Raw genomic sequence first — 19,223 nt, forward strand, 5'->3', positions numbered from 1 at the left:
TATATGAAATTTTGGTATAATACGAGCAGTTTACATAACCGTGGAGGGGAAATGCATGAAAAAAGAGAAGAGTTCACTTTGGGAATGGATTAAAGCAATTTTGATTGCTGTTGTATTAGCTGGTGTTATTAGACAGTTTTTCTTTGCACCAATTCTCGTAGACGGGGTATCGATGGCACCTACTTTACATGATCGTGATCGAATGATTGTGAATAAAATTGGTTATCACATTGGAGATCCAAAACGCTTTGATATTATCGTATTTCGAGCAACAGAAGATAAAGATTACATTAAGCGCATTATAGGCCTGCCAGGCGATGAAATAGAGTATCGTAATGATAAACTGTATGTTAACGGAAAGGCTTATGAGGAGCCGTATTTAGACAAGCAGAAAAAGCAAATTGCTGACGGACCGCTTACATATGATTTTAATCTTGAAGAAATGACAGGCAAGAAAACCGTTCCAAAAGATCAATTATTTGTTTTAGGTGATAATCGTCGTTTTAGTAAAGATAGCCGTTCAATCGGTACGATTTCAATGGATCAAGTAATTGGTAAAGCTAATATGTTATATTGGCCGTTAGAAGACGCACGTATTGTGAAATAAATGAAAAAGAAGGTGGCAACATGGTAATTCAATGGTTTCCAGGGCATATGGCGAAGGCTAGACGCCAAGTAACGGAGAAATTAAAATTAATTGATGTTGTAATTGAACTTGTAGATGCTCGATTACCATTATCATCTCGAAACCCAATGATTGATGAAATCATTACACATAAGCCAAGGCTTGTTGTTTTAAATAAAGCGGATATGGCAGATGATCGTTTAACAAAACAATGGATCGCATATTTTAAAGAAAAAGGCCATATGGCAATTTCAATTAACGCGCAAGCTGGACAAGGTATGAAGGAAATTGCAGCAGCTTGTAAAGTGCTTGTTAAAGAAAAATTTGATAAAATGGTTGCAAAAGGTATTAGACCGAGAGCGATTCGTGCATTAATTGTAGGTATACCAAATGTTGGTAAATCTACATTGATTAATAAATTGGCAAAGAAAAATATTGCTAAAACAGGAGATCGTCCAGGTGTGACAACAGCTCAACAATGGATTAAAGTTGGGAAGGAAATGGAATTGTTAGATACACCAGGTATTCTGTGGCCTAAATTTGAAGATCAATTAGTGGGTCTTCGCTTAGCGACAACGGGTGCAATTAAAGATTCAATTTTAAATTTACAAGATGTAGCTGTTTACGCATTACGTTTTATGGAGAAACATTATCCAGAACGCTTGAAAGAACGCTATAATTTAAATGAGATTCCAGAAGATATTGTGGAATTATTCGATGCAATTGGAAAAAATAGAGGCTGCTTAATGGGCGGCGGAATGATTGATTATGATAAGACATCTGAGCTTGTGCTTCGTGAGCTTCGTGGTGGCAAACTTGGAAAAATGACGTTTGAAACACCGGAAGAGTTTGCAGAGCAAGTAGAAGGTGTGGAAAAAATAGAAGAAGTATAAGACGTGCGTTTGTGCGTCTTTTCTTTTTGGATATGTTTAAAAAGGAGCTTGTATAAATGCAAACTATAACGATAAAAGAAGCGGAAAATGTATTGAAAGAAATTATGAATGAAGAAGATGATCGCTTTCAACTGTTAATGAAAGATGATCGAAAAGGTGTTCAAAAGCTCGTTTTGAAGTGGTATAAACAAAAAGAGTTAGAACAGAAAGAAAAAGAGAAGTTTTTTGAAATGTCCAAGTATGAAAATGCTTTGCGTGAAAAAGGGGTCACATATATCGCGGGTATTGATGAAGTAGGGCGCGGGCCATTGGCTGGGCCTGTTGTGACGGCAGCTGTCGTTCTTCCTGAGGATTTTTATATTCCAGGGTTAAATGATTCGAAAAAGTTGAGTGAAGCGAAACGTGAGCGTTTTTATGATGAAATAAAAGTACAAGCAATTGCAATTGGAGTAGGAATTGTATCGCCGCAAGTTATTGATGACATTAATATTTACCAAGCAACGAAACAAGCGATGTTAGATGCAGTTGCGAATTTATCTTGTACACCCCAACATTTATTAATTGATGCGATGAAACTTCCTACACCAATTCCGCAAACATCAATTATTAAAGGTGATGCGAAAAGTGTTTCGATTTCAGCCGCATCCATTATCGCAAAAGTAACGAGAGATCGTATGATGAAAGAACTGGGAGAGAAGTATCCTCAATATGGATTTGAGCAACATATGGGATATGGCACAAAGCAACATTTAGAGGCAATTCAAGTGCATGGAGTATTAGATGAACACCGAAAGTCATTCGCGCCAATTAAAGATATGATTCAAAAATAAGCTGTAAATATACAGCTTATTTTTTTATTTTGGCATATAAACATTACTATTTCCGAAAAAGAATAAAGCGATTTCAGTTTTCTGACACTTTATTGTAGACAGCGTGCCAATCATCTTATACAATGGCAATGTAATGTTTTTTAAACATTAAAAAACTTTTCGAGTAAAACAGGAAAACAGGGGAGGATGGGACCATGAATATCCATGAGTACCAAGGTAAGGCAGTCCTTAGAAGCTATGGGGTTAGCGTTCCGAACGGGAAGGTTGCATTTACAGTAGAAGAAGCTGTAGAAGCGGCGAAAGAATTAGGAACAGATGTATGTGTAGTGAAAGCACAAATTCACGCTGGTGGACGCGGCAAAGCTGGCGGAGTAAAAGTTGCAAAAAATTTAGATGAAGTTCGTACATATGCAGAAAGCATTTTAGGAACTACACTTGTGACACATCAAACAGGTCCTGAAGGTAAGGAAGTAAAACGCTTACTTATCGAAGAAGGTTGCGATATTAAAAAAGAATATTATGTAGGTCTAGTTTTAGATCGTGCAACTTCTCAAGTTGTTTTAATGGCGTCTGAAGAAGGCGGAACAGAAATTGAAGAAGTAGCAGAAAAAACACCTGAAAAAATCTTTAAAGAATATATTGATCCAGCAGTAGGCTTACAAGGTTTCCAAGCGCGCCGAATCGCATTTAACATCAATATTCCAAAAGAGCTTGTAGGACAAGCTGTGAAGTTTATGATGGGCTTATACCGTGCGTTTATCGAAAAAGATTGCTCTATCGCTGAGATTAACCCACTTGTTACAACAGGTGAAGGTAAAGTTATGGCATTAGATGCAAAATTAAACTTTGATTCTAATGCATTATATCGCCATAAAGACATTTTAGAGCTTCGTGATCTTGATGAAGAGGATTCAAAAGAAATTGAAGCTTCAAAATACGACTTAAACTACATTCCTTTAGATGGAAATATCGGTTGTATGGTTAATGGTGCAGGTTTAGCGATGGCTACAATGGATATCATTAAACATTACCACGGTGACCCAGCTAACTTCTTAGATGTTGGTGGCGGTGCAACTGCAGAAAAAGTTACAGAAGCATTCAAAATTATCCTTTCTGACAAAAATGTAAAAGGTATCTTTGTTAACATTTTTGGTGGCATTATGAAGTGTGATGTTATTGCAGAAGGTGTTATTGAAGCAACGAAACAAGTAGGTCTTGAGTTACCTTTAGTTGTACGTCTTGAAGGTACAAACGTAGAACTAGGTAAGAAAATTTTAAATGAGTCTGGCTTAAATATTGTTGCAGCAGAATCTATGGCAGACGGTGCACAAAAAATTGTTTCACTAGTGGGCTAATAGAAAGCGGGGGAGAAAAATGAGCGTATTAGTTAATAAAGATACAAAAGTTATTGTTCAAGGTATTACAGGTTCTCAAGGTTTATTCCATACAAAACAAATGATTGAATACGGTACGAAAATTGTCGGTGGTGTAACACCAGGTAAGGGCGGCACTGATATTGAAGGTGTACCAGTATTTGATACAGTAGAAGATGCAGTGAAAGCAACAGGCGCAAACGCTTCAGTTGTATACGTTCCACCCGCTTTTGCGGCAGATGCAATTATGGAAGCTGTTGATGCAGAAATTGATTTAGTAGTATGTATTACTGAAGGGATTCCTGTATTAGATATGGTAAACGTAAAGAGATATATGGCGGGTAAACATACACGTTTACTTGGACCAAACTGCCCAGGTGTAATCACACCGGATGAATGTAAGATTGGTATTATGCCAGGATATATTCATAAAAAAGGTCATGTTGGTATCGTATCTCGCTCTGGTACATTAACGTATGAAGCTGTACATCAGTTAACACAAGAAGGTATTGGCCAATCTACTGCTGTAGGTATCGGCGGAGATCCTGTTAACGGTACAGACTTTATTGATGCTTTAAAAGCATTTAATGAAGATGAAGAAACACATGCTGTAATTATGATTGGTGAAATCGGCGGTACAGCAGAAGAAGAGGCAGCTGAATGGGTAAAAGCTAATATGACAAAACCTGTTGTAGGCTTCATTGGTGGTCAAACAGCGCCTGCTGGCAAACGTATGGGCCATGCTGGTGCAATCATTTCTGGCGGTAAAGGAACTGCTGCTGAAAAGATTAAAACAATGGAAGCTTGTGGCATTAAAGTAGCTGAAACTCCAGCAGTTATGGGAGAAACGCTAATCTCTGTTTTAAAAGAAAAAGGTTTATTTGAGACTTGTAAAAACTATTAATCTGTTGAAAGACACCTTCTTACTTGAGGGTGTCTTTTTACACTTTTTTCTGTTTACATAATAAAAATTATGGGTAAGGAGAATTGAGATGAAAAGAGAGAGATTATTACATGTTCATTACTTGCTAGCAGATTATTGGAAAGCGATGGAGAGGCTACTATATGTCGATCCAGAATTAAAGAACATATATAATTTTAACGAAAAACAAATGGAACACTACACTGGAATGTCCTCGGAAAAATCTTCAGAACTAGTAAAATTTCTTCAAAGTTCAAATCTTCCGCAATATATATCTTATTTAGAGAAAAATCGTATTTTTTATATAACGGTATGGGATGAAGATTATCCGCAATTATTACGTGAAATACAAGACCCTCCCTTCGTTTTATATGGAAAAGGAGAGAAAGATTTCCTGAATAAAGTAAATAAATTAGCAGTTGTTGGAACGAGAGAACCATCATTATATGGTCATGAGAGTTTGAAGTTTATTTTACACCCTTTATTAGAAAGAGAGTGGCTTATTGTCAGTGGGTTTGCAAAAGGGATAGATACAATGTCTCATGAGATTACAGTAAGGCATCATTGCCCGACTATTGCGATATTAGGGCATGGATTGTCTTTTATGTATCCGAAAGAAAATAGACATTTATATGAAATGTGGAAGGAATATATATTGTTATTGACAGAGTATCCGCCGCACTATGCACCGAAAAAATGGTATTTTCCAAAAAGAAACCGGATTATTAGTGGTATAAGTAAAGGTGTTTTAGTTGTAGAAGCGAAATCGAGAAGTGGAACACTTATTACTGCGGACCTTGCGTTAGAGCAAAATAGAGAGGTGTTTGCGCTTCCTGGACCTATATTTATAGAGGGGGCATCGGGAACGAATCATCTTATTCAGCAAGGAGCAAAACTAGTAAGAAATGCAGAAGATATCTTGGAAGAGATTTTAAATTAACCTTATATTTTTATGTTTTTATTAAACAATTATTGACAAATGGTAGATTGGCACTGTATGGTATATTCATTCTTGATTGACAAAAACAAGAGAAATCAATAAGATTAATGAAGACTTGAATCCACCTCTTAAGGAGGCACTAGCATGTCAGATTACCTCGTAATCGTGGAGTCGCCTTCTAAGGCGAAGACCATTGAGAAATATTTAGGGAAAAAATACAAAGTTGTCGCGTCTATGGGACATGTTCGCGATTTGCCAAAAAGTCAAATGGGGATAGAAGTAAAGAACAACTTCACCCCGAAGTATATTACCATTCGTGGTAAAGGTCCCGTCTTAAAAGATTTAAAATCAGCGGCCAAAAAAGCAAAGAAAGTCTATCTCGCGGCCGATCCAGACCGTGAAGGGGAAGCGATTGCTTGGCATTTAGCGAATACGTTAAATGTGGACGTTGAATCAGATTGTCGGGTTGTGTTTAATGAGATTACGAAAGATGCAATCAAAGAATCATTTAAACATCCTCGTGCAATTAATATGGATTTAGTGGATGCACAACAAGCAAGACGTATACTTGATCGTCTTGTTGGTTACAATATTAGTCCTTTATTATGGAAGAAAGTAAAAAAAGGATTAAGTGCAGGGCGTGTACAATCTGTAGCAGTTCGTTTAATCATCGAGCGTGAAAGGGAAATTCAAAACTTTGAACCTGAAGAATTCTGGACAATTAAAACAGAATTTGTAAAAGGAAAAGACACATTTGAAGCAAGCTTTTACGGTGTAGATGGTGAAAAAGTTCAATTAACAAATGAAACGCAAGTGAATGAAATAATTGAACAGATGAAAGAGAATGCGTTTTCAGTTGAAAATGTAACGCGCAAAGAGCGAAAACGTAATCCTGCATTACCGTTTACAACATCTTCCTTGCAACAAGAAGCAGCCCGTAAGTTAAACATGCGAGCAAAGAAAACAATGATGCTTGCACAGCAATTGTATGAAGGGATAGATCTTGGAAAACAAGGAACTGTAGGTCTTATTACGTATATGAGAACTGATTCAACACGTATCTCAGAAACAGCTCAAACAGAGGCTCGTACTTACATCACTGAAGCGTATGGTACGGAATACATAGGAACAGAAAAGAAGAAAGAAACGAAAAAGTCAAATGCACAAGATGCGCATGAGGCAATTCGTCCTACTTCGGTAATGAGAAAGCCAGAGGAACTAAAAAGTTTCTTAGGTCGTGATCAACTTCGATTATATAAATTGATTTGGGAGCGATTTGTTGCAAGTCAAATGGCGTCTGCTATAATGGATACTGTGACAGCGAGACTCATTAATAACAATGTTCAGTTCCGTGCAAGTGGATCGGTTGTAAAGTTCCCAGGATTTATGAAAGTGTATGTAGAGTCAAAAGATGATGGTGCTGAAGAAAAGGATAAGATGTTGCCGCCTTTAGAAGTAGGGGAAACTGTATTTTCAAAGGATTTAGAACCAAAGCAACATTTTACACAACCTCCTCCGCGCTATACAGAGGCTCGCCTAGTAAGAACACTTGAAGAACTTGGAATTGGAAGACCGTCGACATATGTACCTACACTTGAAACGATTCAAAAGCGTGGGTATGTAGGCTTGGATAATAAACGCTTCGTTCCGACTGAACTTGGTGAAATAGTAATTGAACTTATTTTAGAGTTTTTCCCAGAAATTATTAACATTGAATTTACTGCCAATATGGAGCAAAGCCTTGATGAAGTAGAAGAAGGAAATGCGAATTGGGTAAAAATTGTTGATGATTTCTACGTAGGTTTTGAACCGCGTTTAGAAAAAGCGGAAAAAGAAATGCGTGAAGTGGAAATTAAAGATGAACCAGCTGGGGAAGATTGTGAATTATGTAATCACCCAATGGTCTTTAAAATGGGTAAATACGGGAAATTTATGGCTTGCTCGAATTTCCCAGATTGTCGTAATACAAAGCCGATTGTGAAAGAAATCGGTGTTACTTGTCCAAAGTGTGATAAGGGTCAAATTATTGAACGCCGTAGTAATAAAAAGAAACGTCTTTTCTATGGGTGCGGTACGTATCCGGAATGCGACTTTGTATCTTGGGATAAGCCAATTGGTCGTAAGTGTCCGAAGTGCGAAGGCATGCTTGTAGAGAAAAAGTTGAAAAAAGGCGTGCAAGTACAATGTATTTCGTGCGATTATGAAGAAGAACAACAAATGTGAGCGTAACTGCTCACATTTTTTTCGGGAAGAAAAGGAAAGGTGATATAAATGACAACACAAGTAGTAAACGTCATTGGCGCAGGTCTTGCAGGAAGTGAAGCAGCTTACCAAATTGCAAAACGTGGTGTCCAAGTTAGATTATATGAAATGAGACCGGTAAGGCAAACGCCAGCTCATCACACAGATAAATTCGCTGAATTAGTATGTAGTAACTCACTTCGTGCAAACACTTTAACAAATGCAGTTGGAGTTATTAAAGAGGAAATGCGCTTAATGGATTCTGTAATTATTCGTGCGGCGGATGAGTGCTCTGTACCAGCTGGAGGCGCTTTAGCTGTAGACCGTCATGAGTTCGCAGCTAAAGTAACAGAATACGTAAAGAACCATCCAAATGTAACTGTAATGAATGAAGAAATTACAGATATTCCAGAGGGACCGACAATTATTGCTACAGGTCCATTAACATCTCCTGATCTTTCTGCAAAATTGAAAGAATTAACAGGAGAAGATTATTTCTACTTCTATGATGCTGCAGCCCCAATCGTAGAAAAAGACAGCATTGACATGAATAAAGTATATTTAAAATCGCGTTATGACAAAGGTGAAGCTGCATATTTAAATTGCCCAATGACAGAAGAAGAGTTTGATCGTTTTTATGAGGCTCTAATTGCTGCTGAGACAGTGCCTTTAAAAGAGTTTGAAAAAGAAATTTTCTTTGAAGGTTGTATGCCAGTAGAGGTTATGGCAAGTAGAGGGAGACAGACGTTAGTATTTGGACCTATGAAACCTGTTGGATTGGAAGATCCAAAAACAGGGAAAACGCCATATGCTGTTGTTCAGTTACGTCAAGATGATGCAGCGGGAACTTTATACAATATCGTAGGTTTCCAAACACATTTAAAGTGGGGACCGCAAAAAGAAGTGCTACAGTTAATCCCAGGATTGGAAAATGCAGAGATTGTACGTTATGGTGTAATGCATCGTAATACGTTTATTAATTCACCTAATTTGCTTCGTCCAACATATCAATATAAACAACGGGATGATTTATTCTTCGCTGGTCAAATGACTGGAGTAGAGGGATATGTTGAATCAGCAGCATCAGGATTATTAGCAGGAATTAATGCTGCGCGTCTTGTGCAAGGTGAAGAGCCAGTTGTATTACCGCCAGTAACTGCGATGGGTAGCATGGCAAATTACATTACGGCAACGAACGCTAAAAACTTCCAACCGATGAATGCGAACTTCGGTCTATTTGCACCGTTAGAGAAGAAGATTAAAAAGAAAGCAGAACGAAATGAAGCGTACGCAGCACGCGCTTTAGAAACGATTCGAAATTTTGTAAATATTTAGTTAAATTTCTTGCAAAGGCTACTAAGTTGTGATACGATTTAGTAGCCTTTATTGAGGTGAGTTGTGTGAATGTGAAGAAATTGTTACAATTATTCGTTGGATATTTACAAATTGAAAGAAATTATTCAAAATATACAATTGCAAGTTATCAAAATGATTTAGAACATTTTGTGCAATTTATGGAACGAGAAGGCATATCCTCTTTTTTAGACGTTACATACGCGGATGTTCGTTTGTACTTAACGACGTTGCACGATGAGAAGTTAGCCCGTAAATCTGTCGCAAGAAAAGTATCAAGCTTACGAAGTTTATATCGTTTTTTGATGCGTGAAGGTTATCGAAAGGATAATCCGTTTGCACTTGCGTCACTCCCCAAAAAAGAATTGTCAATCCCAAAGTTTTTATATGCTGAAGAGTTAGAGGAATTATTTGAAGTTTCTGACACGGAAACACCATTAGGTCAAAGGAATCAAGCTTTGTTAGAGTTGATGTATGCGACTGGGATCCGTGTGAGTGAATGTGTCAATTTACAACTTACCGATATTGACTTTGCGGTGGGAACAATTTTAGTAATGGGAAAAGGAAAAAAACAAAGGTATATTCCGTTCGGAAGCTATGCGCAAGATTCTTTAATTACTTATATAGAGAATGGGAGAAAACAGTTAGTTAATAAGACTGACGAAGACTCTCATATGGTATTTTTAAATGCGAAAGGTAAACCGCTAACAAGTCGTGGAGTTCGTTATGTTTTAAATGAACTCATTAAAAAGGCTTCGCTGACAATGCGGATAAGTCCCCATATGTTAAGGCATACATTTGCTACACATATGCTAGATGAAGGGGCGGATTTACGTACTGTACAGGAGTTATTAGGCCATGAAAATTTGTCGACGACACAAATTTATACGCATGTCTCTAAAGAAAGATTGCGTTCTGTTTACATGAAGCATCACCCGCGGGCATAAATTGCTTTAAAAGCTATAAAAACAAATAAAGGAGTTTTTTCTATGGGAAATTTCCACGCTACAACGATATTTGCAGTTCATCATAATGGAGAATGTGCAATGGCTGGAGATGGCCAAGTGACAATGGGAAATGCTGTTGTAATGAAACATACAGCTCGTAAAGTTCGTAAACTTTTCCAAGGTAAAGTTTTAGCTGGTTTCGCAGGATCAGTTGCTGACGCATTTACTCTTTTTGAAATGTTTGAAGGGAAATTAGAAGAGTATAATGGCAACTTGCAGCGTGCTGCTGTTGAAATGGCCAAACAATGGCGTGGCGATAAAATGTTACGTCAGCTAGAAGCAATGCTCATTGTCATGGATAAAACAACTATGCTCCTTGTTTCAGGTACAGGAGAAGTGATTGAACCGGATGATGGTATTTTAGCAATTGGATCTGGTGGAAATTATGCACTTTCTGCAGGTCGTGCTTTAAAGCAATATGCAAGTGAACACTTAACAGCGAAGCAAATTGCGAAAGCGAGTTTAGAGATTGCTGGCGATATTTGTGTTTATACGAATCACAACATAATTGTTGAAGAATTGTAGAATCGTAAGGGAGGCATTTTATATGCATTTACATTTTACTCCGCGCCAAATTGTGGAAAAATTAGATCAATACATCATCGGTCAAAAAGACGCAAAGAAAGCGGTTGCTGTAGCGTTGAGAAATCGATATCGTCGCAGTAAATTAGCTGAAAATTTACGTGACGAAATTGCACCTAAAAATATCTTAATGATTGGACCGACAGGTGTTGGGAAAACAGAGGTAGCACGACGAATGGCGAAACTCGTTGGAGCACCTTTTATTAAGGTTGAGGCTACAAAATTCACAGAAGTTGGATATGTGGGTAGAGATGTAGAGTCGATGGTACGTGACCTGGTGGAAACATCGGTTCGTATCGTAAAAGAAGAAATGGTAGTGAAAGTTCAAGATAAAGCCGAAGAGCAAGCGAATCAACGTCTTGTTGAAATTTTAGTGCCGAGTCCAGAGAAACAATCTGGATTCAAAAATCCATTAGAGATGCTTTTTGGAGGCACTCAAAATTCGAATCAAACGTCTGATACACAAGAAGATGTTGAAATCGAAAAGAAGCGTCAAGATGTGGAGAGAAAGCTTGCTGCAGGGCTTCTTGAAGACGAAATTGTATCGATTGAAGTGACTGAACAACAGTCTTCCATGTTTGATATGTTACAAGGAACTGGCATGGAGCAAATGGGGATGAATTTCCAAGATGCGCTAGGAAGTTTTATGCCGAAAAAAACGAAAAAACGTAAACTTTCTGTAAAAGAAGCAAGAAAACTCTTGACAAATGAAGAGGCACAGCGCTTAATTGATATGGATGAAGTTACACAAGAGGCTGTTTATCGTGCTGAACAGCTCGGGATTATTTTTATCGATGAAATTGACAAAATTGCTGGTAAGCAGTCGAATAGCGTAGATGTATCACGTGAAGGTGTGCAACGTGACATTTTGCCGATTGTAGAAGGGTCGAATGTTGCGACAAAATACGGATCAGTAAAAACGGATTATATTTTATTCGTTGCAGCTGGAGCGTTCCATATGTCTAAACCGTCGGATTTAATTCCGGAATTGCAAGGGAGATTTCCGATTCGAGTAGAATTAACAAAATTATCGACAGACGATTTTGTTAAAATACTAATCGAGCCTGACAATGCGTTAATTAAACAATATATGGCATTATTAGCGACTGAAGGTATAGAAATTGAATTTTCAGACGAAGCTATTCGTAAGATTGCTGAGATTGCTTATCAAGTTAATCAGGATACAGATAATATTGGAGCAAGAAGACTTCATACGATTATGGAGAAGCTCCTTGAAGATTTATCGTTTGAAGCATCTGAAATTACGTTAGAGAAAATAACGATAACACCTCAATACGTTGAGGAGAAATTAGCAACAATTGCTAAAAATAAAGATGTGAGCCAGTTTATTTTGTAATAGTGTCATCAGGTGACTCGCCCTAGTTTCCAAGTGATGAAAAAATATGTGAGTAACATGTAGGAGGAACTTTTGAAATGGAATTATTAGCAAAAACGAGAAAATTAAATGCGTTATTACAGAGCGCAGCAGGGAAGCCTGTAAACTTTAGAGAAATGTCTGACACAATGTGTGAAGTAATCGAAGCAAACGTATTCGTAGTTAGCCGTCGTGGTAAATTACTAGGTTATGCAATTCACCAACAAATCGAAAACGAACGCATGAAGCAAATGCTTGCAGAACGTCAATTCCCAGAAGAATATACACAAAGCTTATTCAACATTACAGAAACATCTTCAAACTTAGATGTGAACAGTGCTTACACAGCATTCCCAGTAGAAAACAGAGAATTATTTGGTCAAGGTTTAACTACAATCGTACCAATCGTTGGTGGCGGTGAGCGTCTAGGTACATTAGTATTAGCTCGTCTTGGTCAAGAGTTCTTAGATGATGATTTAATCCTTGCTGAGTACAGCTCAACTGTTGTAGGTATGGAAATCTTACGTGAAAAAGCAGAAGAAATCGAAGAGGAAGCACGTAGTAAAGCTGTTGTTCAAATGGCGATCAGCTCATTATCTTACAGTGAGTTAGAAGCGATTGAGCACATCTTCGAAGAATTAAATGGAACAGAAGGTTTACTTGTTGCAAGTAAAATTGCTGATCGCGTAGGAATTACTCGTTCTGTAATCGTAAATGCACTACGTAAATTAGAAAGTGCTGGTGTTATTGAGTCTCGTTCTTTAGGTATGAAAGGAACATACATTAAAGTGCTAAACGACAAGTTTCTACAGGAACTTGCTAAATTAAAAACAAACTAATTTGTAAAAAACTCTCCTCAATCGAGGAGAGTTTTTTATGTACAATGGATAGATGGTGCTTGTGAAAAGTGTCATAAGCGTGTTTTCTGAGAAAACTATTAATTGTATTTATTTTTTTGCTTAAAAGAAATGAAGGTTGGTAATACTAGAATTCGAGTATGCACAAAGAAAGTTTTACATTGTTCGCATTTTCGACTTGATTGTAATATTTCAGTATGATATAGTAAGCAGTGGTGTCAGTACAAAGTACACACGTTTACTGATTTAAGTGTTGGTGCTACGTTTGTAGTTTCGCTTAGAGATGAAGTAAACGGAGGATATCAAAAACCATTTAGGAGGAACTATATTATGTCAGTAATTTCTATGAAGCAATTGCTTGAAGCTGGTGTTCATTTCGGACATCAAACTCGTCGTTGGAACCCAAAAATGAAGCGTTACATTTTCACAGAGCGTAACGGTATCTACATCATCGACTTACAAAAAACTGTGAAAAAAGTTGAGGAAGCTTACAGAACGATGCGCGACATCGCTGCTGAAGGCGGAGACATCTTATTCGTAGGTACTAAAAAACAAGCACAAGAAGCTATTAAAGAAGAAGCAACTCGTGCTGGTATGTACTTCGTTAACCAACGTTGGTTAGGCGGAACTTTAACAAACTTCCAAACAATCCAAAAGCGTATCAAGCGTCTTAAAGACATCGAAAGAATGCAAGAAGATGGTACTTTTGAAGTACTTCCTAAGAAAGAAGTTGTTCAACTTAAAAAAGAGTTAGAGCGTCTTGAGAAATTCTTAGGCGGTATTAAAGATATGAAAGGTCTTCCAAGTGCATTATTCGTAGTAGACCCTCGTAAAGAGCGTATTGCAGTTGCTGAAGCACGCAAATTACACATTCCAATCATCGGTATCGTTGATACAAACTGTGATCCAGACGAAATCGATCACGTTATCCCAGCAAACGATGATGCAATTCGTGCTGTAAAACTTCTTACATCTAAAATGGCAGACGCGATCCTTGAAGCAAAACAAGGTGAAGAAACTGTTACTGCGTAACAAAGTTGGAAAGGTGATAAGGGGTTCGGCCTTTTATCACCTTTTTTAAGGTATAAACACCTTTATAAAAGGTATAAATACATATTTTAGGAGGATGAAAAGTATGGCAATCACTGCTCAAATGGTAAAAGAATTACGTGAAAAAACTGGCGCAGGTATGATGGACTGCAAAAAAGCTTTAACAGAAACTAACGGCGACATGGAGAAGGCAATTGACTTCTTACGTGAAAAAGGTATTGCGAAAGCTGCTAAAAAAGCTGACCGCATTGCTGCTGAAGGTTTAACTTTCATCGAAACAAACGGTAACGACGCTTTAATCTTAGAATTAAACTCTGAAACTGATTTCGTTGCGAAAAACGAAGGTTTCCAAACACTAATTAAAGAATTAGCTGCTCACTTATTAACTAACAAACCAGCTAACGTTGAAGAAGCTATGGCTCAAACAATGGAAAACGGTAAAAAAGTTGAAGAGCACATCAACGAAGCAATCGCTAAAATTGGTGAAAAACTTACACTTCGTCGTTTCGAAATCGTATCAAAAACTGATGCAGATGCATTCGGCGCTTACCTACACATGGGTGGACGCATTGGTGTATTAACAGTTCTTGAAGGTTCTACTGATGAAGCTGCTGCTAAAGATGTTGCAATGCACATCGCTGCAGTTAACCCTAAATACATCGACCGCGATGCTGTAACAGCTGAAGAAGTTGAGCATGAGCGTCAAGTATTAACACAACAAGCATTAAACGAAGGCAAGCCTGAGAAAATCGTTGCAAAAATGGTTGAAGGCCGTTTAGGCAAATTCTTCGAAGAGATTTGCTTACTTGACCAAGCATTCGTTAAAAACCCTGATATGAAAGTTCGTCAGTTCGTTGAGTCTAAAGGCGGAACATTAAAAGGATTCGTTCGCTACGCTGTTGGTGAAGGTATCGAAAAACGCGAAGACAACTTTGCTGAAGAAGTAATGAACCAAGTAAAAGGTAGCAACTAATACAGATTAGGGAACACATTGTGTTCCCTTTTTTAAAATAAAGATGTAAGCAATTGGAGGTTCATTATGAGTAAACCGAAATATAATCGTGTCGTTTTAAAGCTAAGTGGAGAAGCTTTAGCTGGAGAGCAAGGATTTGGAATTAACCCAACTGTTATTAAGTCAGTTGCGGAACAAGTAAAAGAAATTGCAGAACTTGATGTAGAGGTTGCTGTTGTTGTTGGTGGCGGTAACATTTGGCGTGGGAAAATTGGAAGTGAAATGGGCATGGATCGTGCAGGGGCAGATTACATGGGCATGTTAGCGACAGTTATGAATTCATTAGCTCTTCAAGATAGCTTGGAGAATATCGGAATTCAAACTCGTGTACAAACTTCAATTGAGATGCGTCAAGTTGCAGAACCTTACATTCGTCGTAAAGCAGTTCGTCACTTAGAGAAAAAACGTGTTGTTATCTTTGCAGCAGGTACAGGTAACCCATACTTCTCTACAGATACAACAGCAGCATTACGTGCGGCAGAAATTGAAGCAGATGTAATTTTAATGGCGAAAAACAATGTAGATGGTGTATATAATGCGGATCCATCTATTGATCCAACAGCTACGAAATATGAAACGCTTACTTACTTAGACGTATTAAAAGAAGGTTTAGGTGTAATGGATTCTACAGCTTCTTCTCTATGTATGGATAATGATATTCCATTAATTGTATTCTCAGTTATGGAAAAAGGTAATATTAAACGTGCCGTTTTAGGCGAAAATATCGGAACAGTGGTAAGGGGGAAATAAATATGGGACAACAAGTATTGAAGTCTTCAAATGAAAAAATGGAAAAAGCAGTTGCTGCTTATTCTCGTGAATTAGCAACAGTTCGTGCTGGCCGTGCAAACGCGTCTGTATTAGATAAGGTACAAGTTGATTACTATGGTGCACCAACACCAGTTGTGCAATTAGCGAACATTACAGTTCCAGAAGCGCGTTTACTAGTAATTCAACCTTATGATAAAACTTCTATCGGTGATATTGAAAAAGCAATTTTAAAAGCAGATTTAGGCTTAAATCCTTCTAATGATGGAACTGTAATTCGTATTGCATTCCCTGCATTAACAGAAGAACGTCGTCGTGATCTTGTAAAAGTTGTGAAAAAATATGCTGAAGAAGCTAAAGTTGCTGTTCGTAACGTACGTCGTGACGGAAATGATGATCTTAAGAAGCTTGAAAAAGCTGGCGAGATTACAGAAGATGATTTAAGAGGATATACTGAAGATATCCAAAAAGAAACAGATAAATATATTGCAAAAGTTGACGAAATCGCAAAAAACAAAGAAAAAGAAATCATGGAAGTGTAATAGCGATAACTTCGCAATTATGACCCTCTTCTTAAGGGGGTCTTTTTACACTTTTAGGCATACGTCTGCTTGCTGGAGGGTATGAATGATGTTTAAAAACTTTCCTTTTTTTAAAGGTAAAAAGGACACATCGTTTGATCATCTCGTTGAAGAAGTGAAAAAAGGATATATCCCAGAACATATTGCCATCATTATGGATGGGAATGGAAGATGGGCAAAGAGGAGAGCAATGCCTCGTATTGCGGGACATCATGAAGGTATGCAAGTTGTAAAGAAAATTACAAAATTTGCAAGTAAACTTAATGTGAAAGTGTTAACTCTTTATGCTTTTTCAACTGAGAACTGGAAAAGACCGAAAAAGGAAGTTGATTATTTAATGAAGCTTCCAGAAGAATTTCTAGGTACATTTTTACCAGAATTGATTGAAGAAAACGTACAAGTCCGAGTAATAGGGCAAAAAGATCGTCTTCCTACGCATACACGCAGAGCGATGGAGAAAGCCATGGAAGATACGAAAGAGAATACGGGATTAATTCTTAATTTCGCGTTAAACTATGGAAGTCGAGATGAAATCGTTTCTGCTGTGCAACATATGATGAAAGATAATGAGGAAGGAAAAATTCGTTCTGAAGAGGTAAGTGAAGAAATGCTTTCCTCCTACTTAATGACGAGTTCTTTACCTGATCCAGAGTTGTTAATCCGAACAAGCGGAGAGCTACGTATTAGTAATTTCATGTTATGGCAAATTGCATATTCGGAGTTTTGGTTTACAGACGTGTATTGGCCAGACTTCAAAGAAGAACATTTGCTAAATGCGATTACTGACTTTCAACATAGAGGGCGCAGATTCGGAGGCGTGTAGAAAGAGAGGGTTTGGTAGTGAAACAGAGAATTATTACTGGAGTGGTTGCTGCCGCGCTATTCATTCCCATCGTAATATACGGTGGCGTGCCTTTTACGGTTTTAGTGTATGCACTTGCTTCTATAGGTTTATATGAATTAATTCGTATGAATAAGCTTACGCTTATTTCCATACCAACAGTTTTAGCTGCAGTATTATTGTGGATTCTTTTAATTCCAAGTAGTGCATCAGAACTGTTTACATGGATTGGATTAGGTAAATTGGAAATCACATTTGTGATTGTTTTATTACTTTTATCATATACAGTCCTTTCTAAGAATACATTTACTTTTGATAATGCTTCATTTTTACTGATGGCAACGACATATGTGGCAATGGGATTCTTATATTTAAATGAAACGAGAATATTAGGAATTAAATATGTATTTTGCGCATTATTTGTTATATGGGCTACTGATTCAGGCGCATATTTTGTAGGAAAAGCATTGGGCAAGAGAAAATTGTGGCCAGAAATCAGTCCAAATAAAACGATTGAAGGTTCATTAGGGGGAATCGTTTGTGGAATTATTGTGGCACTTGTTTACAACGTGTTCTTCCCAGTCGAATCGAATGTAGTAATTTTAATTGTGCTGACAATTATCATTTCTATTTTTGGACAAATTGGTGATTTAGTACAATCTGCTTTTAAACGTCATTATGGCGTAAAGGATTCAGGTACAATTTTACCTGGGCATGGTGGTATATTAGACCGAACAGATAGTTGGTTATTCGTTTTACCAATTCTTTATTTCTTATTACAATACAATTAATAAATGAACGAGGGGTTGGAGTCATGAAAAACATTAGTTTATTAGGTGCAAGCGGATCAATTGGTACACAAACTTTAGATGTATTACGCTCGCACCCAGACCAATTCCGTCTCGTTGCTTTTTCTGTAGGGAAAAATATTGACTACGCAGTAAAGGTAATTCAAGAATTTTCTCCGCAAATCGTCTCTGTGCAAAGAGAGGAAGATGTTTTAAAATTACAATCTGTTTCTGGTAATACAAAAATTGTATATGGTAGTGAAGGACTTTTAGAAGTAGCATTACATCCAGATGCGGAGATTGTAGTAAATGCTGTTGTAGGTAGCGTAGGGTTGTTACCAACACTTCGTGCAATTGAGGCGAAAAAAACAATTGGAATTGCAAATAAAGAAACGTTAGTAACTGCAGGACATCTTGTAATGGAAGCAGCACGAAAACATAATGTTTCGTTACTTCCAGTTGATAGTGAACATTCGGCTATTTTTCAATGCTTGAATGGTGAAAATGAAAAAAGAATTTCTCGTCTTATTATAACGGCTTCTGGTGGAAGTTTCCGCGATAAAACGAGGGATGAATTGCATCGTGTGACCGTAGAAGATGCGCTTCGACATCCAAACTGGTCAATGGGTTCGAAAATTACAATTGATTCTGCTACAATGATGAATAAGGGACTAGAAGTAATTGAAGCACATTGGCTTTTTGGTATCCCTTATGAGCAAATCGATGTTGTTTTACATAAAGAAAGTATTATCCATTCTATGGTTGAATTTGAAGATCGTAGTGTAATGGCGCAGCTTGGTTCACCTGATATGCGAGTACCAATTCAATACGCACTTACATATCCTGATAGATTGCCTCTTTCAGACACAAAACAGTTAAACTTATGGGAAATAGGGACGTTGCATTTTGAGAAAATGGACCAAGAACGATTCCGTTGTTTACGTTTTGCGTATGAAGCTGGAAAAGCAGGTGGAAGTATGCCAGCTGTAATGAACGCAGCGAATGAAGTAGCTGTTGAAGCCTTTTTACAAAAGAGAATTAATTTCTTAACAGTGGAAGACCTCATTGAAAAAGCAATGAACCATCACAATGTCATTGCACGACCGAGCTTAGAGGAAATTTTGGAAATTGATGCGGCCACAAGACGGTTTGTGATGGAACAAATTTAGCAAAGGTGGTTATGGA

Annotated in this window: 19 protein-coding genes; all 19 read left to right on the top strand. The window is 37.5% G+C overall.

Going from position 1 to position 19,223, the window contains the following annotated elements; translation table 11 throughout:
- Positions 1–55 precede the first annotated feature (55 nt).
- The 19 genes from lepB (at position 56) to dxr (ending at position 19,207) form a co-directional block, all read left to right on the top strand.
- Complete coding sequence (gene lepB, locus ACQGS6_RS03035) at positions 56–607, top strand: signal peptidase I (protein ID WP_000711853.1); 552 nt, start codon at positions 56–58, stop codon at positions 605–607.
- Between the two features lie 20 nt (positions 608–627).
- The gene (gene ylqF / locus ACQGS6_RS03040) at positions 628–1,518 is read left to right on the top strand and encodes a ribosome biogenesis GTPase YlqF (protein WP_000236703.1); all 891 of its coding nucleotides are present in this window, start codon (positions 628–630) and stop codon (positions 1,516–1,518) included.
- 56 nt (positions 1,519–1,574) lie between these two features.
- The gene (locus tag ACQGS6_RS03045; protein WP_001193513.1) at positions 1,575–2,348 is read left to right on the top strand and encodes a ribonuclease HII; all 774 of its coding nucleotides are present in this window, start codon (positions 1,575–1,577) and stop codon (positions 2,346–2,348) included.
- A 194-nt stretch (positions 2,349–2,542) separates the two neighbouring features.
- A complete protein-coding gene (sucC, locus tag ACQGS6_RS03050; RefSeq protein WP_001020791.1) occupies positions 2,543–3,703 on the top strand; it encodes an ADP-forming succinate--CoA ligase subunit beta in 1,161 nt (386 codons plus the stop codon).
- A 19-nt stretch (positions 3,704–3,722) separates the two neighbouring features.
- Complete coding sequence (gene sucD, locus ACQGS6_RS03055; RefSeq protein WP_000115178.1) at positions 3,723–4,625, top strand: succinate--CoA ligase subunit alpha; 903 nt, start codon at positions 3,723–3,725, stop codon at positions 4,623–4,625.
- An 88-nt stretch (positions 4,626–4,713) separates the two neighbouring features.
- Positions 4,714–5,583, top strand: a complete 870-nt coding sequence (gene dprA, locus ACQGS6_RS03060) for a DNA-processing protein DprA (RefSeq protein WP_000818062.1) — start codon at positions 4,714–4,716, stop codon at positions 5,581–5,583.
- Positions 5,584–5,727: 144 nt separating this feature from the next.
- Positions 5,728–7,806, top strand: a complete 2,079-nt coding sequence (topA, locus tag ACQGS6_RS03065; protein ID WP_001286964.1) for a type I DNA topoisomerase — start codon at positions 5,728–5,730, stop codon at positions 7,804–7,806.
- Positions 7,807–7,854: 48 nt separating this feature from the next.
- Positions 7,855–9,159 carry an FADH(2)-oxidizing methylenetetrahydrofolate--tRNA-(uracil(54)-C(5))-methyltransferase TrmFO gene (trmFO, locus tag ACQGS6_RS03070; RefSeq protein ID WP_000213002.1) on the top strand — a complete coding sequence of 435 codons (1,305 nt, stop codon included), beginning with the start codon at positions 7,855–7,857 and terminating at the stop codon, positions 9,157–9,159.
- A 65-nt stretch (positions 9,160–9,224) separates the two neighbouring features.
- Positions 9,225–10,124, top strand: a complete 900-nt coding sequence (xerC, locus tag ACQGS6_RS03075) for a tyrosine recombinase XerC (protein ID WP_001101241.1) — start codon at positions 9,225–9,227, stop codon at positions 10,122–10,124.
- Between the two features lie 42 nt (positions 10,125–10,166).
- A complete protein-coding gene (gene hslV / locus ACQGS6_RS03080) occupies positions 10,167–10,709 on the top strand; it encodes an ATP-dependent protease proteolytic subunit HslV (RefSeq protein ID WP_000526272.1) in 543 nt (180 codons plus the stop codon).
- 22 nt (positions 10,710–10,731) lie between these two features.
- Positions 10,732–12,123: an ATP-dependent protease ATPase subunit HslU gene (gene hslU, locus ACQGS6_RS03085; RefSeq protein ID WP_000550087.1), complete on the top strand. Its 1,392-nt coding sequence runs from the start codon at positions 10,732–10,734 to the stop codon at positions 12,121–12,123.
- Between the two features lie 77 nt (positions 12,124–12,200).
- Complete coding sequence (gene codY / locus ACQGS6_RS03090; RefSeq protein WP_000421290.1) at positions 12,201–12,980, top strand: GTP-sensing pleiotropic transcriptional regulator CodY; 780 nt, start codon at positions 12,201–12,203, stop codon at positions 12,978–12,980.
- A gap of 348 nt (positions 12,981–13,328) precedes the next feature.
- Complete coding sequence (gene rpsB / locus ACQGS6_RS03095) at positions 13,329–14,030, top strand: 30S ribosomal protein S2 (RefSeq protein ID WP_000111485.1); 702 nt, start codon at positions 13,329–13,331, stop codon at positions 14,028–14,030.
- A 103-nt stretch (positions 14,031–14,133) separates the two neighbouring features.
- Positions 14,134–15,021, top strand: a complete 888-nt coding sequence (tsf, locus tag ACQGS6_RS03100; protein WP_001018578.1) for a translation elongation factor Ts — start codon at positions 14,134–14,136, stop codon at positions 15,019–15,021.
- A 66-nt stretch (positions 15,022–15,087) separates the two neighbouring features.
- Entirely contained in the window at positions 15,088–15,810 is a 723-nt protein-coding gene (pyrH, locus tag ACQGS6_RS03105; protein WP_000042668.1) for a UMP kinase, read from the top strand.
- A 2-nt stretch (positions 15,811–15,812) separates the two neighbouring features.
- Positions 15,813–16,370, top strand: coding sequence for a ribosome recycling factor (frr, locus tag ACQGS6_RS03110; protein ID WP_000531501.1), 558 nt, complete (start codon positions 15,813–15,815; stop codon positions 16,368–16,370).
- An 85-nt stretch (positions 16,371–16,455) separates the two neighbouring features.
- Complete coding sequence (gene uppS / locus ACQGS6_RS03115) at positions 16,456–17,232, top strand: isoprenyl transferase (RefSeq protein WP_000971296.1); 777 nt, start codon at positions 16,456–16,458, stop codon at positions 17,230–17,232.
- A gap of 17 nt (positions 17,233–17,249) precedes the next feature.
- Positions 17,250–18,041 carry a phosphatidate cytidylyltransferase gene (gene cdsA / locus ACQGS6_RS03120; RefSeq protein WP_000813580.1) on the top strand — a complete coding sequence of 264 codons (792 nt, stop codon included), beginning with the start codon at positions 17,250–17,252 and terminating at the stop codon, positions 18,039–18,041.
- Positions 18,042–18,064: 23 nt separating this feature from the next.
- Positions 18,065–19,207 carry a 1-deoxy-D-xylulose-5-phosphate reductoisomerase gene (dxr, locus tag ACQGS6_RS03125; RefSeq protein ID WP_000790376.1) on the top strand — a complete coding sequence of 381 codons (1,143 nt, stop codon included), beginning with the start codon at positions 18,065–18,067 and terminating at the stop codon, positions 19,205–19,207.
- The last annotated feature ends 16 nt before the right edge of the window (positions 19,208–19,223 follow it).

Source organism: Bacillus sp. GMs2/2 (genome assembly GCF_050172095.1).
Taxonomy (GTDB): Bacteria; Bacillota; Bacilli; order Bacillales; family Bacillaceae_G; genus Bacillus_A; species Bacillus_A cereus.

Coding starts and splice junctions, on each gene's coding strand:
- uppS (WP_000971296.1), top strand. CDS start 16,456: ATGATGTTTAAAAACTTTCCTTTTTTTAAAGGTAAAAAGGACACATCG.
- ACQGS6_RS03045 (WP_001193513.1), top strand. CDS start 1,575: ATGCAAACTATAACGATAAAAGAAGCGGAAAATGTATTGAAAGAAATT.
- dxr (WP_000790376.1), top strand. CDS start 18,065: ATGAAAAACATTAGTTTATTAGGTGCAAGCGGATCAATTGGTACACAA.
- lepB (WP_000711853.1), top strand. CDS start 56: ATGAAAAAAGAGAAGAGTTCACTTTGGGAATGGATTAAAGCAATTTTG.
- sucC (WP_001020791.1), top strand. CDS start 2,543: ATGAATATCCATGAGTACCAAGGTAAGGCAGTCCTTAGAAGCTATGGG.
- hslV (WP_000526272.1), top strand. CDS start 10,167: ATGGGAAATTTCCACGCTACAACGATATTTGCAGTTCATCATAATGGA.
- sucD (WP_000115178.1), top strand. CDS start 3,723: ATGAGCGTATTAGTTAATAAAGATACAAAAGTTATTGTTCAAGGTATT.
- trmFO (WP_000213002.1), top strand. CDS start 7,855: ATGACAACACAAGTAGTAAACGTCATTGGCGCAGGTCTTGCAGGAAGT.
- codY (WP_000421290.1), top strand. CDS start 12,201: ATGGAATTATTAGCAAAAACGAGAAAATTAAATGCGTTATTACAGAGC.
- ylqF (WP_000236703.1), top strand. CDS start 628: ATGGTAATTCAATGGTTTCCAGGGCATATGGCGAAGGCTAGACGCCAA.
- dprA (WP_000818062.1), top strand. CDS start 4,714: ATGAAAAGAGAGAGATTATTACATGTTCATTACTTGCTAGCAGATTAT.
- hslU (WP_000550087.1), top strand. CDS start 10,732: ATGCATTTACATTTTACTCCGCGCCAAATTGTGGAAAAATTAGATCAA.
- rpsB (WP_000111485.1), top strand. CDS start 13,329: ATGTCAGTAATTTCTATGAAGCAATTGCTTGAAGCTGGTGTTCATTTC.
- tsf (WP_001018578.1), top strand. CDS start 14,134: ATGGCAATCACTGCTCAAATGGTAAAAGAATTACGTGAAAAAACTGGC.
- frr (WP_000531501.1), top strand. CDS start 15,813: ATGGGACAACAAGTATTGAAGTCTTCAAATGAAAAAATGGAAAAAGCA.
- pyrH (WP_000042668.1), top strand. CDS start 15,088: ATGAGTAAACCGAAATATAATCGTGTCGTTTTAAAGCTAAGTGGAGAA.
- topA (WP_001286964.1), top strand. CDS start 5,728: ATGTCAGATTACCTCGTAATCGTGGAGTCGCCTTCTAAGGCGAAGACC.